16 protein-coding genes are annotated in these 16324 nt (G+C 72.7%); 10 read left to right on the top strand and 6 right to left on the bottom strand.

The window, feature by feature from the left end; translation table 11 throughout:
* The first annotated feature begins 214 nt into the window (after positions 1-214).
* From LE548_RS45315 to LE548_RS03010, 4 genes are all read left to right on the top strand, one after another.
* Positions 215-343: a hypothetical protein gene (locus LE548_RS45315; RefSeq protein WP_263635641.1), complete on the top strand. Its 129-nt coding sequence runs from the start codon at positions 215-217 to the stop codon at positions 341-343.
* A 29-nt stretch (positions 344-372) separates the two neighbouring features.
* On the top strand, positions 373-1137 hold the full coding sequence (locus LE548_RS03000; protein ID WP_225095021.1) for a DUF4239 domain-containing protein: 765 nt from the start codon (positions 373-375) through the stop codon (positions 1135-1137).
* Positions 1138-1320: 183 nt separating this feature from the next.
* Positions 1321-1884: a hypothetical protein gene (locus LE548_RS03005; RefSeq protein ID WP_225095022.1), complete on the top strand. Its 564-nt coding sequence runs from the start codon at positions 1321-1323 to the stop codon at positions 1882-1884.
* A gap of 566 nt (positions 1885-2450) precedes the next feature.
* Positions 2451-3116 (top strand): class F sortase, encoded by a 666-nt coding sequence (locus tag LE548_RS03010; RefSeq protein ID WP_225095023.1) that lies wholly within the window; start codon positions 2451-2453, stop codon positions 3114-3116.
* A gap of 39 nt (positions 3117-3155) precedes the next feature.
* Here the strand turns inward: LE548_RS03010 and LE548_RS03015 are convergent, their stop codons facing one another.
* On the bottom strand, positions 3156-3992 hold the full coding sequence (locus tag LE548_RS03015; RefSeq protein ID WP_225095024.1) for a polysaccharide deacetylase family protein: 837 nt from the start codon (positions 3990-3992) through the stop codon (positions 3156-3158).
* A 172-nt stretch (positions 3993-4164) separates the two neighbouring features.
* On the opposite strand from LE548_RS03015, the gene LE548_RS03020 reads away from it, so the two are divergent.
* A complete protein-coding gene (locus LE548_RS03020) occupies positions 4165-5643 on the top strand; it encodes an MFS transporter (RefSeq protein ID WP_225095025.1) in 1479 nt (492 codons plus the stop codon).
* Here LE548_RS03020 and lysX read toward each other — a convergent pair.
* On the bottom strand, positions 5588-8869 hold the full coding sequence (lysX, locus tag LE548_RS03025) for a bifunctional lysylphosphatidylglycerol synthetase/lysine--tRNA ligase LysX (protein WP_225095026.1): 3282 nt from the start codon (positions 8867-8869) through the stop codon (positions 5588-5590). The two genes, LE548_RS03020 and lysX, sit on opposite strands and share 56 nt — an antisense overlap.
* A gap of 133 nt (positions 8870-9002) precedes the next feature.
* Here lysX and LE548_RS03030 point away from each other — a divergent pair, with 133 nt between their 5' ends.
* Complete coding sequence (locus tag LE548_RS03030; RefSeq protein WP_225095027.1) at positions 9003-9485, top strand: universal stress protein; 483 nt, start codon at positions 9003-9005, stop codon at positions 9483-9485.
* Here the strand turns inward: LE548_RS03030 and LE548_RS03035 are convergent.
* Positions 9421-10671 carry an MFS transporter gene (locus tag LE548_RS03035; protein WP_225095028.1) on the bottom strand — a complete coding sequence of 417 codons (1251 nt, stop codon included), beginning with the start codon at positions 10669-10671 and terminating at the stop codon, positions 9421-9423. The two genes, LE548_RS03030 and LE548_RS03035, sit on opposite strands and share 65 nt — an antisense overlap.
* A 212-nt stretch (positions 10672-10883) precedes the next feature.
* Here LE548_RS03035 and LE548_RS03040 point away from each other — a divergent pair, with 212 nt between their 5' ends.
* Positions 10884-12308, top strand: coding sequence for an amino acid permease (locus tag LE548_RS03040; protein ID WP_225095029.1), 1425 nt, complete (start codon positions 10884-10886; stop codon positions 12306-12308).
* Positions 12309-12479: 171 nt separating this feature from the next.
* Here the strand turns inward: LE548_RS03040 and LE548_RS03045 are convergent, their stop codons facing one another.
* Positions 12480-12686: a hypothetical protein gene (locus LE548_RS03045; protein ID WP_225095030.1), complete on the bottom strand. Its 207-nt coding sequence runs from the start codon at positions 12684-12686 to the stop codon at positions 12480-12482.
* Between the two features lie 217 nt (positions 12687-12903).
* On the opposite strand from LE548_RS03045, the gene LE548_RS03050 reads away from it, so the two are divergent.
* The 3 genes from LE548_RS03050 to LE548_RS03060 all read left to right on the top strand — a co-directional run bounded on the left by LE548_RS03050 (position 12904) and on the right by LE548_RS03060 (position 14921).
* Positions 12904-13452 (top strand): sigma-70 family RNA polymerase sigma factor, encoded by a 549-nt coding sequence (locus tag LE548_RS03050; protein ID WP_225095031.1) that lies wholly within the window; start codon positions 12904-12906, stop codon positions 13450-13452.
* Between the two features lie 148 nt (positions 13453-13600).
* Positions 13601-14116 carry a hypothetical protein gene (locus LE548_RS03055; protein WP_225095032.1) on the top strand — a complete coding sequence of 172 codons (516 nt, stop codon included), beginning with the start codon at positions 13601-13603 and terminating at the stop codon, positions 14114-14116.
* A 151-nt stretch (positions 14117-14267) separates the two neighbouring features.
* On the top strand, positions 14268-14921 hold the full coding sequence (locus tag LE548_RS03060) for a zf-HC2 domain-containing protein (RefSeq protein WP_225095033.1): 654 nt from the start codon (positions 14268-14270) through the stop codon (positions 14919-14921).
* 3 nt (positions 14922-14924) lie between these two features.
* On the opposite strand, the gene LE548_RS03065 is transcribed toward LE548_RS03060, so the two are convergent.
* Positions 14925-15788: an Fpg/Nei family DNA glycosylase gene (locus LE548_RS03065; RefSeq protein WP_225095034.1), complete on the bottom strand. Its 864-nt coding sequence runs from the start codon at positions 15786-15788 to the stop codon at positions 14925-14927.
* Between the two features lie 40 nt (positions 15789-15828).
* The coding region (locus LE548_RS03070; protein WP_225095035.1) for an ATP-binding protein at positions 15829-16324 on the bottom strand (496 nt) is incomplete at its 5' end.

Below are 16324 nucleotides of genomic sequence, written 5' to 3' on the forward strand. Positions count from 1 at the left end.
GCCGGCACCGCCACCGCCTCCCCCACCGCCACCGCCCCCACCACCCCCGAAGCCGACGCCGCCTCCGCGCCCGACGCCGAAGCCCGCCCCGAAGCCGAAGCTCCCGGTCCGGCCCGCGCCGCCTCCGCCGGCCCCACGCCCGGTCCTGAAGCCCACCCCGACCCCCACACCGGCACCGAGGCCGAAGCCCGCGCCGCGGCCCTCGGTGACCCCGGTGAGCTACCCCGCGTACCGCTCCCATCCCGTCAGTCACCGGGCGACGGGCACCACCACGCCCGTCATCTACGTCCTGCTCATCACCGTCCCCGCGATCGTCGCCGTCGCGGCCCTGCGCCCGCGCTGACGCGCCGCCGCTCACCCTGGAGGTATCCGTTGCCGGATTGGCTTGTTCTCGTCCTCGCGATGCTGGCGGCCTGTGCCGTCGTGGTGGTCGTCACCGTCCTGCGCAACCGGCGGGCACCCGACGACGAGGACCCAAGCGAGACCCCGGACGTCATCGAGTACATGACGATGTGGATCGGTGTCGTGTACGCCATCGTCCTCGGTCTGGCCATCGCGGGCGTGTGGGAGGCCCGCAGCTCCGCCCAGGACTACGTGCAGAGCGAGGCCCAGGCGCTGCACGAGATCTCGGAGCGGGTCCGGATCTATCCGCCGGACGTCCGTGACCGGATCCGGACTGATGTCAACACCTATGTCAGCTATGTCGTCGACCACGAGTGGAAGACGATGTCCAACCAGGAGCGCGTCACCGACCGCGGTGGCGAGCTGCTGCAGAAGGTCCGTCACGATGTCACCGACTACCAGCCGAAGAACGACTTCGAGGCGCAGGCCTACCAGCCGCTGCTGGACCAGATGACCGCCGCCGACCAGGCGCGCAACGACCGGGCCGACTCCACCGGGGCCACCATGCCGGCGGTGGTGTGGTGGGGGCTTCTCGTCGGCGGGCTGGTCACCGTGGGCATGGTGTTCGCGCTGCAGATCCGGCGCACGAAGCGCGAACTGGTGCTGGCCGGGCTGTTCTCCGCGACCATCGCCTTCATGCTGTTCCTCATCTGGGACTTCGACGCCCCCTTCAGCCGGGGCATCGCGGTGACCGCGGAACCGTTCACGAATCTGTTCCCGGGCCTCACCAAATAGCCTCGCGGCCGGATGCCACCCGGCCGCAGGACCGTTTTCCCGGACGACGCACACCCGTGCCCCATTCGCGCTACTCCGATCGCGCGGGTGTGCGGACGTTCCTAACGTTGCGGTCATCGAGGTGCGCTCCTGGCCCAGGCGGAAACAGGTCCGCGGCCGCTCCTCGGGACCGGAGGAAGCAGTATGCGCGCGATACGCGTCGCTTCGGCCGCTCTGCTGGGCGCCGGCACCCTCGCCCTCGCCCTCAGCGCATCGGCCGCCCTCGCGGGTGACGACCACGACGGCACGCCGTTCGGTTTCCGGGTCGCCCCGTCCGCCATCGCGGCCGGGGACCGGGTGCGCCTCCAGGTCGACCGGGACGGCGGCGGCTGCCGGGGCACCGCCACGGTGTCCTCCGGGGTCTTCGACACGCTACGGATCCCGCCGGAGCGCTCCTCGGCGACCGTCGTGGTCGACCGGAACGCCAGACCCGGGGCCGCCCACTCCGTGACGTTCCGCTGCGACGGGGCGAGCGGGGCCACCGACCTCACCATCGCCGGCGGCCGCGACGGCGATCAGCGCGACCAGCCCTACGACCAGCCCTACGCGCCGCTTCCGCCGGTGCAGCACGGGGTGCGGGCCGGTGCGGGCGGCAGTGTCGGCGGGTTCGACGTCAAGGAGATCGGCCTCGGCGCGCTGCTGATCGCCGGTTCGCTCGGCACGGCCTACCGCCTGGCGCGCCGCCGTGCCCACGAGGACGGCATCTGACCCCGCACCGGCAACGGCGTCAGATCGGCTTCCCGTGCCGGCGACGCAGCCGGAACACGCCGCCCGCTGTCGTCGCCCCGCCCGAAGTCGTCCCCACGGTCCGACCCGCGATCCGAGTGCCGCCCGCCGTCCCCGCGGCCGGTGCCCATGCCGTCCGCGACGGCCACAGGGGCGGCGAGCCCGAGCACAGCGACAGCGGCCCACACGGCCGCGAGAGCACGTCGGTTTCGCATGTGATCCCCCGCGGGAGACGCCCGGGTCCGGCTCCCGGTCGATCGGCGAGACGACACCTCCCGGAAAAGGCCCTCGGACCCCGGGAACACGCCCGCATGCCGGGAATGGTCCGTCCTGGTGAGGCAACACACCGGACCGAAATCACACAGTCGGATATTGTCGCAGGTCACGGGCCGTCAGGAAATTCCCGGGAACGGCACCTCGGATGGCGCACCGCATCCGCCGCGGGCCACCCGTTCGCCGCTCACCCCGTCGCCCGCACCGCGCGCGGGATTTAGCGTTTTCCCATGCGCGACGCACGCGGCGGCGGCCGCGGCGAGAGGGGATGGCGAATGTCTGCGTCCGGACTGTACGAGCTCGCCGAAGAGGAGGAGCGGCGGCGCAAGCGCGCCCCGTGGGGCGTGATAGCGCTTGTTCTGCTGACCGGCCTGGCGCTCATCCGGAACGGTTCGGGGGAGTTCGACATCGGCCCGCCGCAGCCGGCCTCGGCGGCGGCCCCGGACAGCCGTACGGGCACGTTCGCCGGGGCTCCGGCGCCGCTCGCGTTCTCGGCCGTCGAGCGGGTGCGGATCCCCGCGATCCAGGTGGACGCGCCGGTGATGCCGGTCGGCCTGGACACGGACGGCTGGGTCGGCGCACCCCCGCCCGGGGACCCCAACCTCGCGGGCTGGTTCACCGGTGCGGTCTCCCCCGGCGAGAAAGGCACCGCGGTCGTCGTGGGGCACGTCGACAACCAGCAGGGCCCCGCCGTCTTTTACGGACTCGGGGCCCTGAAGCAGGGAAACCGGGTCGAGGCTCTGCGCAGGGACGGAAAGACCGCGGTGTTCGAGATCTATGGAATCGAGGTCTTCTCGAAGGCCGATTTCCCCGGTGACCGGGTGTACGGCTCGAAGGGCACCCCGGAATTGCGGGTCATCACCTGCGGGGGCGGTTTCTCGAAACAGAAGGGCTACGACGGGAATGTCGTGGTCTTCGCCCGGCTGGTCGCGGTGGACTGAAGCCACCTCGGCCGGCCGGGCGAAACCCCTGGTGAAGGGTCACGTGCGGCGGCGCGGCACGGTCATGTGATATCCGGAGTCGAGGAGATGGGGCAGCCATTCACGGATGGCGTGGACGGTCTGCGAACGGTCGCCGCCGGCGTCGTGGGAGAGCACCACGACACCGGGGGCGGCGCCGCTCTCCACCCGGTCGATGATGGTGGAGGTGCCCGGCGTCATCCAGTCGGTGGTGTCCACCGTCCAGGCCATCGGCTCCATGCCCATCTCGGCGCCGAGCTGGAACGCGGCCCGGTTCCAGGCGCCGTAGGGGGCCCGGAACCACTGGGGGCGCTCGCCGTAGGAGTCCTCGATGGCGTCGCTGGTGCGCTCCATCTCGTCGCGGATCTGCCTGCGATCGAGGGTGGTCAGCAGGGGATGGGTCCAGGTGTGGTTGCCGACGACATGGCCCTCGTCGGCCATCCGGGCCACGAGTTCCCTGTTGTCGACGACGCACTCGCCGCACAGGAAGAACATCGCCCGCACGTCGTACCTGGCGAGGGTGTCCAGGATGTGCGGGGTGTAGTCGGGGTTGGGGCCGTCGTCGAAGGTCAGCATCATGTGCCGGCCGCGCCCGGAGATCTTCAGGATCGGCTCGGTGCGCACCTTCAGCTTGCGCGGCGCGGGGCGGGGCGGGCCGTATCCGGTGAGCGGCTGGAGCCGGAACGCGGAGGGCGTGAGCGCCTGACGGGCCTGCGGGCCGGGGGCGGGGGCGGCGGGGATGCGGGCGGTCTCCTCGGTGCCGCCCGCGAGAACGACTCCGGCAGTGCCCGCGGCCCCTACTGCTGCGGCGCCGGCGAGGAGCATCCGGCGCCGGGTGAAGAACTGATCCTTCTGCATGACTCATCACTCGCCCCACCGGCCTCCGGCACACCACGACGACACCGGTGCGAGGGCGGGAAAGCACCCGGTCGGACCAGCGGGGGCCGGTGGGGAACCGTCCGGGGGCTCTGATAAGTCATTCAGTCCGCACACACTGCCGGAGAACGGACACAGGGGGCGAGCCGAGTTGGTGCACGGGGGAGAACGCGGGCCGGGCCGCGGGGCGTTGGCGGTGGTGCTGCTGGCCGTCGCCCAGATCCTGGTCGTCTTCGACACCGCGGTCTTCGCGGTGGGGCTGCCGTTGATTCAGTTCGACCGGCATCTGTCGTTCTCCGGGCTGACCTGGCTGCTGTCCGTGTACAGCGTGTGTTTCGCGGCGCTGCCGGTGCTCGCGGGGGCGCTCGGCCGGGCACTCGGGCACCGGCGGGTGCTGATGGGCGGGTTCGCGCTGTCGAGCCTCGCCGCCGCGGCGCCCGCGCTGTCGTCCGCCGCCTGGGTGCTGCTGGCGTCGCGGGCGGTGCAGGGTGTGGCGGCGGCGGTGATCACGGCGGGCGCGCTGGCGCTGATCGACGCCACGCATCCGGCGGGCCGGGACCGGGACCGGGCGCTGAACGTGCACTTCGCGGTCGTCGCCTGCGCCACCCCGGCCGTGCTGCTGCCGTGCACGATGCTGCTGGACAGCGTGCGGACGGCGAACACGGTCTTCTGGGTGCAGGCAGTGGCCGGGCTGGTGCTCCTGGTGCTGACCCCGGTGGCGCTGGCCGAGACCGAGCCGGTGCCCGGGGCACGGAGCCGGGTGGGCGGTGCCGCGCTGGCCGTCGTGCCGCTGGGCTTCCTCGCGTGGTTCGCGGACTGGCTCGGCGGCCGGAGTGTGTCCGTCACGACGGTCATCGTCATCGCCGTGGGCGCCGCGCTGCTGCCGTCCGCGCTGGGCTGGCTGGGCCGTGGCGAGCGGGTGCCGGCCCTGCTGTCCCGGCTGTACACGGAGCGGGTCGCGTTCGGCGCCTACACGGTGGTGGCGCTGCTGGCGGCGGGCCTGGCCGGGGCCGTGCTCGTCCTGATGTTCGCCCTGCAGCTGCTCGGCAATCTGTCCCCGATGCAGGTCGGCTGGGCCCTGCTGCCCGCGGTCGCCGGGGTGGTGCTGGGGTGTGCGGTGCTGCCCGTGGTGGCCGCGCGTGCGGGGCTCGCCGGTACGGTGGCCGGGGCGTGCGTGGTGGCGGCCGCCGGGTTCGTGCTGCTGGGCCTTCCGGGGGCGGGCTACGGCTTCGGCGCGGTGCAGCTGCCGCTGCTGCTGATCGCGTTCGGCTGCGGGGTGCTCGCCCTGCCCGCCGGTTTCGCGCGGGGCGGCAGCGGTGCGCTCCCCCAGGAGCTGAACTCCTCCCGGCAGTTCGGCGCCGGTCTGGGCGCCTCCCTGTTCGTCGGTGTCATCACGGTCGCCGAGCGGAACACGACGACGGGGACGCTCGCCGGTCTGAAGGAGTACAAGGTCGTCCTCGCGCACGAGGTCCGCCACTGCTTCGACCTCGGTACGGCGCTGTGCCTGACCGCCGCGCTGATCGCGCTGCTGGCCCTGCCCCGCCGCGCCGTTCCCGCGGCCGGCCCGGAGCCGGGGGTCAGCGGTGGCGCACCAGCGGGAACGGCAGGGTCTCCCGGATCGTCAGGCCGGTGAGGAACATGACGAGCCGGTCGACGCCGAGGCCGAGGCCGCCGGTCGGGGGCATCGCGAATTCGAGGGCCTGAAGGAAGTCCTCGTCCAGCTCCATGGCCTCCGGATCGCCGCCGGCGGCCCGCAGCGACTGCTCGGTGAGCCGCCGGCGCTGTTCGACGGGGTCGGTCAGCTCCGAGTAGGCGGTACCGAGTTCGACGCCGAAGGCGACGAGGTCCCAACGCTCGGCGAGCCGCGGGTCGGTGCGGTGCTGCCGGGTCAGCGGGGAGACGTCGGTCGGGAAGTCCTTGTAGAAGGTGGGCAGCCGGGTGCGTTCCTCGACCAGCCGCTCGTACATCTCCAGGACGACGTCGGCCGGGGTGTCGTCGGCGGTGTACGGCACTGCGGTGCGGTCGCACAGCCGGTGCAGCCGCAGCAGTTCGGTGCCGGGGCCGATCTCCTCGCCCACCGCCTCGGAGACCGCCCCGTACACGGTCCTGACCGGCCAGGGCCCGGAGATGTCGTACTCCTGCCCGTCCCTGCGGGCCACCGGAGAGCCGAAGGCGGCGCTCGCGGCACCCTGGATCAGTTCGCGGGTGAGGTCGAGCATCACGGTGTAGTCGGCGTGCGCCTGGTAGGCCTCCAGCATCGTGAACTCGGGGTTGTGCTTGTAGGAGACGCCCTCGTTGCGGAAGGTGCGGCCGAGTTCGAAGACCTTCTCCAGGCCTCCGACGCACAGCCGTTTCAGATACAGCTCGGGGGCGATGCGCAGGTACAGGTCGAGGTCGTAGGCGTTGATGTGGGTGGTGAAGGGGCGGGCGGTGGCGCCGCCGTGGACCGGCTGGAGCATCGGAGTCTCGACCTCGACGTAGCCACGGTCCAGCAGGCCCCGTCGCAGGGCCTGTACGGCAGCGGAGCGGGCCCGCAGGACCGTGCGGGCGGCGGGGCTGGTCGCGAGGTCGAGGTAGCGGCGGCGGACCTTGGCCTCGGGGTCGGTGAGGCCGCGCCGTTTGTCGGGCAGCGGGCGCAGGCACTTGCCGGTGAGCTGCCAGTCGGTGACGAAGACGGTGGGCTCGCCGTGGTCGCTGCGGCCCGCGTGGCCGGTGGCGGTGATGTGGTCGCCGGTGTCGGCGTCGGCGGTGAAGCGGTCGAGGGCGGCCGCGCCGGTGCCGTCGCGGGTCAGGGCGATCTGGTGGTCGCCGGACCAGTCGCGCAGCACGGCGAAGACGATGCCGCCGAAGTCGCGGACCAGCATGACCCGTCCGGCGACGGTGACGTCCGTTCCTTCGGGGACGTCGGCGAGGGCGTGGCTGGGGGCGGGGACGCCGACCGGGTAGGGGTCGGTGCCGGCGGCGCGCAGCCGGTCCAGGGTGCGGCGGCGGACGCGGACCTGGTCGGGCAGGCCCGCCTCCGGGGCCGCCGGCCCGGCCCCCTCCCCGGCTTCGGGGCCGGGCGCCGTCAGGGACGGCAGGCCCGCTGTGGTGGCGGGCCGCGGCCCGGCCTTCGGATGCCCCTTGCCCCAGAGCTTGCGCAACGACGGTACGGGGACGAAGCCTTCGGCGATTCCGGAGGCGAGCCCGATGCGGGCGAGGGCGGCGGTCTCTCCGTAGCAGATGAAACGCGGGTACCACTCGGGGTGGTATTTGACGTTGGACCGGTACATGGCCTCCAGTTGCCACCAGCGGGAGAAGAACAGCAGCAGACGGCGCCAGAATCTGAGGACGGGTCCGGCGCCGATGCGGGCGCCTTCCTCGAAGGCGGAGCGGAAGACGGCGAAGTTCAGCGAGATCCTGCGGACGCCCAGCTTCGCCGCGGCGGCGCACAGTTCGGCGATCATGAACTCCATGACCCCGTTGGGGGCGGTCCGGTCACGGCGCATCAGGTCCAGGGAGATGCCGTCGCGCCCCCAGGGCACGAAGGAGAGCAGGGCGAGCAGCCGGCCGTCCTCGCCGAGGGCCTCCACGAGCAGGCAGTCGCCGTCGGCGGGGTCGCCGAGCCGGTCCAGGGCCATGGAGAAGCCGCGTTCGGTCTCGGTGTCGCGCCAGGCGTCGGCCTTGCCGATGACCTCCTCCATCTCCCGCTCGCCGAGTGCGGCGTGGCGGCGGATCCGGGTGGTGGCGCCGGTGCGGGCGACGCGGTGCACGGCCTGCCGGGTCACCCGCATGTCCCGGCCGTTCAGGTCGAAGGAGGCCACTTGCAGGATCGCCTCGTCGCCGAGCTGGAGGGCGCCGAGCCCGGCGCGGACGTAGGCACGGGCGCCTTCCTCGGAGGCGCCCATCACGGCGGGCGCCCAGGCGTAGCGGCGGGCCACGTCCAGCCAGGCGGCGATCGCGTGCGGCCAGGCCTCCATGTCGCCGACGGGGTCGCCGCTGGCCAGGCACACCCCGGCCTCGACGCGGTAGGTGACGGCGGCCTTGCCGCTGGGCGAGAAGACGGCGGCCTTGTCCCGGCGGGTGGCGAAGTAGCCGAGCGAGTCCCGCTCGCCGTAGTCGGCGAGGAGGGCGCGGATGCGGGCCTCCTCGTCGTCGTGCAGGGCGGCCTCCAGACGCTGGGAGCGGAACAGCGCGGCGGCGGCGTTGAGCAGCGCGAGGGCGCCGAGGAGGCCGAGGACGAAGGTGACCTTGCGCGGCGGGCGGCCGGCGAACGCGCCGGGCGGGAACAGTCCGCCGAGGACCCGGTCGGCCGCCCAGGCCAGATGTTCGTTCGCCGGGAGCGTGCCCGGAAACATCATGACCAGGCCCCAGCCCAGCAGGATCGCCACCACGAGCCCGGCCAGCAGCACACCGAGGGCCCGCCACACGGCGCCGCGGCGGGAGGCGGCGTAGAACTCCCCGTGGGCCACGACGAGCAGGACCAGCAGCAGGCCGGACACCGCCAGGGACAGCAGCGACTCGGTGTACAGCCCGACGCCCACACCGAGTGCGTCGCTGAGGACGACCAGGCCGAGGTAGACGACGACCAGCCACCAGGCGACCTTCTTGCGGGCGGCGGTGGCGCCGGCCAGCAGGAACAGGAACACGGCGTAGGCGAGGTTGGCGCTGATGGGCACCAGGAGCATGTCGAGGGTGTGGATGACCGGCTGGAGCAGGTCCCGCAGGGGCTCGATGAGCGCGACCAGGGCGCACAGCAGGCCGAGTGCGCCGAACAGGGTCGCGAAGGCCTTGGGCACCCAGCCGAGGCGCCCGCCGGCGGACGGGCGTACCGGCGTCGTGGGGTCCCTCCGTTCGGCGGGCCCGGCACTCGCGGTCATGGTTCCGACTGTAGGAAGCGGTCGGGCGGCTCGCCCGTCGAGAGCCCGGCGCGGGGCCGGAACGGCGCGCTGTCCTGCTGCGATACGGCCCCGTGCCTTATCGGGAACCGCCGGTTCCGATAGCCTCACGGCCGTGACGGAACAGCAGGGGCAGCACTCTCACTCGCCCGCGCACCGATTCGAGCGGGGTACGGACGGGCCGAAGGTCATCGTGGTCGGGGTGGACGGCTCCGACTCCTCGATGCGCGCCGCCGCGTACGCGGGCGGGCTCGCCCGGCGCCAGCACGCGCTGCTGGCCGTGGTGTACGTGCAGCCGGTGCTCGCGGCCGGGGCGGCCCTCGGCGCGCCGGTGGCGGAGACGACCGACGAGATCGCCGAGGACCTGGTGGCGCAGATCCGGGAGGCGGCCGAGCGGGTCAAGGGGATATTCGAGGTGCGCTGGGAGTTCCACACCTTCCGCGGCGACCCCTACACCGGGCTGGTGAAGGCGGCCGACGAGCTCCAGGCGGACGCGGTGGTCGTCGGTGCCTCGGAGCAGGCCGGGCACCGGATCATCGGTTCGGTGGCGGTGCGGCTGGTGAAGGCGGGGCGCTGGCCGGTGACGGTCGTTCCGTAGCGCGCGTGGGGCGCCACAGCAGCAGCGGGGTGGCGAGGAGCAGGACTCCGGCCACGGCGATCGCCGTGCGCGGGCTGGTGGCGGCGGCCAGCAGGCCCCACAGGGCGGTGACGGCGGCGGTGGTGGCCTTGCCGGTGACGGACCAGGCGGCGAGGGTACGGGCCACCCGGTCGTCCGGGGTCAGTTCCAGGCGCTCGGCGGCGAGCACGGGGCCGTAGATGCCCGAGCAGGTGATCAGGCCGGCCTCGGTCACCATCACGACCAGCAGACCGGGCAGGCCGGGGCGGACGAAGGCGAGGCCGACGGACCACAGCGCGCGCAGTACGCCGGCGGTGAGCAGGACCCGGCGGCGGCCGTAGCGGGTGGCGAGCGGGCGGGCCAGCCGGGAGCCGAGCAGTCCGCCGAGGCAGGGCACGGCGAAGGCGAGGCCGTACTGCCAGGGGGTGAAGCCGAGGTGTCCGAGCATGAGGACCGACAGCACCGGCGAGGTGGCCATGATCAGGGCGTTGTTGGCCAGCGAGTTGAGGAACAGCGGGCGCAGGGCGGGGCTGGTGAGCAGGTGCCGCCAGCCGTCGAGGAGGTCGCCGGCGCGGGGTGCGGCGGTGCGCTGCGGGCGGGGCTCGCCGGTGCCGATGGCGCGGATGCCGAGGGCGGAGAGCAGATAGCTGACGGCGTCCGCGACCACGGTCGTCACGGGTCCGAGCAGGCCGATCGCGGCGCCGCCGAGCGGGGGGCCGAGCACCGTGGCGGTCCAGGTGGTGGACTCGAACCGGCTGGTGGCGGTGAGCAGGTCCGCGGCCGGCACGAGGGCCTTGAGGTGGGCGCCGGAGGCGGCGGTGAAGGTGATGTCGGCCGCCGCGACGATCACCGAGACGATGAGCAGCTGCCCGAAGCCGAGCATCCCGAGCGCGTAGGCGGCGGGCAGGCTGAGCAGCGCGGCGCAGCGCACCAGGTCGGCGGTGATCATCACGGGGCGCTTGCGGCGGAATTCCACCCAGGGTCCGACGGGTACGGCGGCCACCGCGCCGACGGCCACGCCTGCGGAAGCCAGCAGCGAGACCTGGGCGGAGCCGGCGTGCAGCACGAGGACCGCGATCATCGCGAGGGCGTCGAAGGCGAGCCAGGTGCCGAAGGTACTGACCGCGTAGGCTCCCCACAGCCATCCGAACTGCCGCCCCAGCTTCATGCACAACCTCCCGTTGACGGAGGACATGAAATCTGCTGGACGCTACTGGGGGCAAACAACCGGAAGGGCGCCGATCACAACCAATGGTTGTGCGAGTGCCGAGACGCACTGGTCAGGTGGGGGCGCCCATGCGTGGCGTCTTCCGTACGGGTCCCTGCTCGGCCATCATGAGCCGCCGGCAGCCGTTTGCCGTCGGTGAAGAGGTGAGGCTCATGGTCAGGATCCGCGCGGGTGAGGGCATTCTCCGGCGCAAACCCATCGAGCACATCGAGGAGACGGAGGTCCGCGAGGGCCCCCGGCTGGACCGGTCGCTGGGCCTGTGGCAGCTCACCGCGATCGGCGTCGGCGGCATCATCGGCGCCGGCATCTTCACGCTGGCCGGCACGGTGGCCAACGGCACGGCCGGACCGGCGGTGCTGGTGTCGTTCCTGATCGCCGGTGTCGCGAGCGCGTGCGCGGCGCTGTCGTACGCCGAGTTCGCCGGGCTGATCCCGAAGGCGGGGTCGGCGTACACCTATGGCTACGCGGTGCTCGGCGAGTTCGCCGGCTGGTTCATCGGCTGGGACCTGCTGCTGGAGTACACCGCGATCGTGGCGGTGGTGGCGATCGGCATCTCGGGCTACTTCAGCTTCCTGGTCCAGGAGATGGGCGCCAACCTGCCGCACTGGATGCTGGGCGCGCCGGGCACCGGCGACGGGCACCGGGTCGATCTGTTCGCGGTCGTGCTGTGCCTGCTGATCGCCTGGCTGCTGAACCTGGGCATCCGCAGCGCGGCCCGCTTCGAGACGCTCGTGGTGGCACTGAAGGTCCTGGTGGTGCTGCTGGTGATCGGGGTGGGCGTGTTCCACATCGACTCCGCGAACTATCACCCGTTCTTCCCGTACGGCATCGGCGGCGCCTTCACCGGCGCGGCCACGGTGTTCTTCGCGGTGTTCGGCTACGACGCGATGTCGACGGCGGCCGAGGAGTCGAAGGACGCCCAGCGGCACATGCCGAAGGCGATCATCTACTCGCTGGCGATCTCGATGGTGCTGTACGTGGCGGCCTGTCTGGTCCTGACGGGCATGCAGAACTACCGGCACATCAACAAGGAGAGCGGCTTCGCCACGGCGTTCAAGTCGGTGGGCCTGAACGCGCTGGCGGACGTGATCGCGGTGGGCGCCATCATCGGCATCCTCACCGTGATGTTCACGTTCATGCTGGGCGTGACCCGGGTGTGGTTCTCCATGTCCCGCGACGGGCTGCTGCCCAAGTGGTTCGCGAAGACGCACCCGACCCGGCATGTGCCGACCCGGGTGACCTGGATCGTCGGGGCGGGCTCGGCGGCCATCGCCGGGTTCGTGCCGATCGGCTCGGCGGCCGAGCTGACCAACATCGGCATCCTGCTGGCGTTCGTCGTGGTGTGCACGGCGGTCATCGTGCTGCGCTACCGGCAGCCGGACCTGCCGCGCACCTTCCGCACGCCGTGGATGCCGGTCGTGCCCGCGCTGGGGGTCGTCTTCTCGATCTGGCTGATCACCTACCTGACGTGGGAGACGTGGGTGCGGTTCGCGGTGTGGTTCGTGATCGGTTGCGTGATCTACTTCCGCTACTCCTACCGGCACTCGGCGCTGGCCGAGCGGCCGCCCGCCGCCTGAGCTCCGGCCGCCGCGCTGGTCCCGGACACTCCGGTGGCCGTACATCGCGTCGGCGATCCGGTCGCCATGCCGTGGATCACCCAGGCGCCGTCGTACGGCCTCCATGTGACACAGCGCCAGATCGGCGCGGGAGGCGACGGGTTCGGCACCGGCGGGCGTGGGCCCGAAGTCCTAGTCGCGCCCGGCGCCGTCGTAGGCCGCGCGGTCGATGACGGAGGTGTGGGGCAGGACGTCCCCGGAGGCGACGAGAGGGAAGCCGCGGGCGGCGGCGCCGGTCGCCGGGTCCGCGCTCTGCTGCCGTGCGTGGTTCGTGCAGGCTGCCGCCGCCGTGAGGACGGCGGTGAGGGCCAGGGCCACTTTTTGTCTGCGTCCGAACATCAGCTCACCCCAGGAATGTCGTATTTACTGACAAAAGCCGTGACGGGCATATGGGTACGAATCTCGCCCGGCAGATAAACGGACCATCCGCTCCCGTTAGCCCGTCCGGCGCACCGCCGGGCCGCCCGTCCGACCGTTCGCCGACGCGATCGACCGCCCGCCGCACGGCCGCGCCCGCCCCCTGTCCCCCGCCCGCGCACTGCGCTGGCATACGGCCATGACGGCCGCAACCTCACTCACCCGCGGGACGACGACCGCCGAACACGAACTGGCCGCGCTCCAGCGCGAGCATGGCGGCCCCCTGTTCGCCCTCCTGCTCCGGCTCTGCGACGGCGACCGGCAGCGCGCCGAGGACCTCGTCCAGGAGACCCTGGTGCGCGCCTGGCAGCACCCCGAGGCGCTGCACGCCGAGGACTTCGACTCGGTACGGCCCTGGCTGCTGACCGTGGCCCGGCGGCTCGCGATCGACGCCCGCAGGGCCCGCCAGGCGCGGCCCCCCGAGGCCGGCGGCGAGGTCCCCGAGACCGCCCGGGTGACCGCCGATCACGCCGAACGGGCGGCCGCGATGCTCGATGTGCGCGAGGCTGTGAAGACCCTCACGCCGGAGCACCGTGACGTCCTTGTACTGGTGTACTTCCTCGGGGCCAGTGTGGCGGAAGCGGCGCGGACCCTGGGCGTGCCACCCGGTACCGTGAAGTCCCGCGCGTACTACGCGCTGCGCGCGCTGCGCCGGGTCCTGCCGGGTTACGCGGCCGACCTGCACTGAAACCGGAACCTTGGTCAAACCTCGGTAAAGCGCCTTGCTGTGGCCCCCATTGGGGCAATGGGCTGTCCTCACGGTGTTCCGGGCGGGGACCGGGCCGCGACCCGACGGGGGTCGGGCCACGCGCGTACCGGAGGAAGGGCAGGAAGGGATGCTGCACAGAGGGCACGAGAGCACGGACGGCACCGGTGGTGGTGAACTGGCCGTCCCCATGGCCTGGTTGTACGCCGAGTACATCGCCGACGAGCTGCTGCGCACCGGCGACCTCATGCCGCCGACGTCCTTCGAGTTCCGGGCCGGCCGGGACGCGCTGGCGCTGACCGTCTTCCTGTCCGACACCGACGGGGAACTGTCCGGTATCCGGGTGATCTCCCAGCTGGAGCACTGGCTGTCGCTGACGGCGTACGACCAGCCGTGGCAGGACTGGGTGCGCGAGCGCATGGCCGAGCTGACCGAGCGGGCCGCCGAGGCCGGCACCCGCTCACCCGACCTGGCCCTGGCCGCCGACGCCTGGCGCTGGCTGGAGGAGACCGAGCTGCTCGCGCCCGACCTGGACGCGGTGCCGGGCGGGGCCGGGGTGCTCGGCGAGGACGACGGGCCGAAGGTGTGGACACCGGCCTGGCGGCTCGGGCTGCCGCTCGGACATCTGGCGATCCACCTTTTCTGAGGTTTCCGGAAACCCGACCAATCCGCGGGCCGGGCCGCTCCGAATCTCTTGACCCGGATTCCGTGGGTGGCTTGAGTGATTCCGCTGTCGGCTGCGTACGGGTGGGAGCAAGGAGTAACCCCACCCACACCCAACGGCACGAGGATTCGGCATGAGGTCCCAGGAAAGGCATCGCGATGTCGGCGCGTACGCGCTCGGCGTGCTGGACGAGGCGGACGCCTTCCGCTTCGAGGACCACCTCATGGAGTGCCCTCGGTGCGCGGCACAGGTGACCGAATTCGGCCCTGCCGCACGGCAGTTGATGCTGTACCGCCGGGCCACGCCGCGCTTCGTGCACCCCATGGCACAGCCCGGTACCCGGCTGCTGGAGCGGCTGCTCGGCGAGGTCGCCCGCCGCCGGCGGGCGGGCCGGCGGCGCTTCCTGTACGGCCTGGCCGCCTCCGTGGTGCTGGCCGTGGCCGGCTCCGGCCTGATGGCCTTCACCGGTCATGATGCGGCGGCCGCGCACGTCACCGCGGCGACCGATCCGCGGACCGGGGTGTGGGCCGAGGTCACGGCCGACGACGGGGACACCGGCAGCCGGCTGCTGCTGCGGGTCCAGGACCACACCGGCCCGCACACCTGCCGGCTCGTCGTCGTGGGCCGCGACGGCTCCGAACAGATCGCCGGCACCTGGACCCAGACCGGCCGCGACACCGGCACCGTCACGGCGCAGGGCGCCTCACCGCTGCACCCCGACCAGATCGCCCGCTACGACGTGCGCACCGCCGACGGGCAGCGTCTGGTGTCCGTCCAGGCGCCCTGAGGTTCACTTCAGCAGCCGGGACAGCCTGCGGTCGGCCAGCGGCCTGCCGCCCGTCTGGCAGGTGGGGCAGTACTGGAGCGAGGAGTCGCTGAAGGAGACCTCGCGGACCGTGTCACCGCAGACCGGGCAGGGCTCGCCGGTACGGCCGTGGACGCGCAGCCCGCTCTTCTTCTCCGCCTTCAGCCGCCCCGCGGCCACGCCCCGGGAGCGCTCGACCGCCTCGGTGAGCGTGGTGCGCAGCGCCGCGTAGAGCCGACGGGTCTCCTCCTGGGTGAGCGAGGAGGCCAGCTTGAACGGGGACATCTTCGCGGCGTGCAGGATCTCGTCGCTGTAGGCGTTGCCGACGCCCGCGATCAGGGACTGATCCCGCAGGGCGCCCTTCAGCTGCCGCCTCTCGCCCTTGAGCAGCGCGGCGAAGCGGCCTTCGTCGAAGCCGTCGGCGAGCGGGTCCGGGCCGAGCCGGGCGATGCCCTCGATCTGCCGCGGGTCGTGGACGACGTACACCGCGAGCCGTTTCTGGGTGCCGGCCTCGGTGAGGTCGAAGCCCGCGCCGGTCTCCAGCGCCACCCGCAGAGCGAGCGGGCCCTTGCCCGGCTTGGGCAGGCCGTCGGGGAGCCGGTCCTTCCACTGGAGCCAGCCCGCGCGGGCCAGATGGGTGACCAGGTGCAGGCCGGTGCTCCCTGCGATGTCGAGGAACTTCCCGTGCCGGTGCACGGCGGTGACCTCGCTGCCCTCGAACGCCCCGAGGGGAGGGTCGTACGTCTTCAGGACGCTGATCGCGACCGGCAGCACCCGGACGACCTCGTGGCCGACCAGGTGCTCGGTCAGGAAGTCCCGGAGGGCTTCCACCTCGGGCAGTTCCGGCATACGTCCAGCGTGCCATGCGCGGCGTCCGCGGCCCGTGCGGTCAGGCCGGCCCGGGTGTCAGGAACTCGCACCACACCGCCTTGCCGCCGCCGCGCGCCTCCACGCCCCACACGTCGGCGAGCAGGTCCACCAGGAGCAGGCCGCGGCCGGAGACGCCGTCCTCCCCCGCGTCACGGCGGCGGGGCAGGGCGCTGGAGGAGTCCTCGACCTCGATACGGAGCCTGCGGTCGCTGCCGTCCAGCACCCGCAGGGTGACGACCGCGGAGCCCTCGGTGTGCAGCAGGACGTTGGTGACCAGTTCGTCGGCGACCAGCTCGATCTCGTCGGCCCGCGCGCCGGCGTCCCAGGCGCGGACCGCGCCGCGGACCATGTGCCGGGCCTGTACGAGGGCCTCGGGGTCGCCCGGGGCCACGTGCTGCTGGAGCCGGCCGCCGGCCCGGGGGGCCTCAGGGACGCGGCGGCGCAGCAGGAGCAGCGCCACGTCGTCGTCGCCGCCGCGCTCCTCGGCGAGCTGGATCAGCCGGTCGGGGGGGGGG

It is taken from the genome of Streptomyces sp. CoH27 (assembly GCF_020181035.1).
Taxonomy (GTDB): domain Bacteria; phylum Actinomycetota; class Actinomycetes; order Streptomycetales; family Streptomycetaceae; genus Streptomyces; species Streptomyces camelliae.

Excerpts from the sequence above, each read along its gene's own strand:
- LE548_RS03035 (WP_225095028.1), bottom strand. The coding sequence starts at position 10,671 with ATGAAGCTGGGGCGGCAGTTCGGATGGCTGTGGGGAGCCTACGCGGTC.
- LE548_RS03060 (WP_225095033.1), top strand. The coding sequence starts at position 14,268 with ATGAGGTCCCAGGAAAGGCATCGCGATGTCGGCGCGTACGCGCTCGGC.
- LE548_RS03055 (WP_225095032.1), top strand. The coding sequence starts at position 13,601 with ATGCTGCACAGAGGGCACGAGAGCACGGACGGCACCGGTGGTGGTGAA.
- LE548_RS03005 (WP_225095022.1), top strand. The coding sequence starts at position 1,321 with ATGCGCGCGATACGCGTCGCTTCGGCCGCTCTGCTGGGCGCCGGCACC.
- lysX (WP_225095026.1), bottom strand. The coding sequence starts at position 8,869 with ATGACCGCGAGTGCCGGGCCCGCCGAACGGAGGGACCCCACGACGCCG.
- LE548_RS03050 (WP_225095031.1), top strand. The coding sequence starts at position 12,904 with ATGACGGCCGCAACCTCACTCACCCGCGGGACGACGACCGCCGAACAC.
- LE548_RS03015 (WP_225095024.1), bottom strand. The coding sequence starts at position 3,992 with ATGCAGAAGGATCAGTTCTTCACCCGGCGCCGGATGCTCCTCGCCGGC.
- LE548_RS03010 (WP_225095023.1), top strand. The coding sequence starts at position 2,451 with ATGTCTGCGTCCGGACTGTACGAGCTCGCCGAAGAGGAGGAGCGGCGG.
- LE548_RS03040 (WP_225095029.1), top strand. The coding sequence starts at position 10,884 with ATGGTCAGGATCCGCGCGGGTGAGGGCATTCTCCGGCGCAAACCCATC.
- LE548_RS03045 (WP_225095030.1), bottom strand. The coding sequence starts at position 12,686 with ATGTTCGGACGCAGACAAAAAGTGGCCCTGGCCCTCACCGCCGTCCTC.
- LE548_RS03065 (WP_225095034.1), bottom strand. The coding sequence starts at position 15,788 with ATGCCGGAACTGCCCGAGGTGGAAGCCCTCCGGGACTTCCTGACCGAG.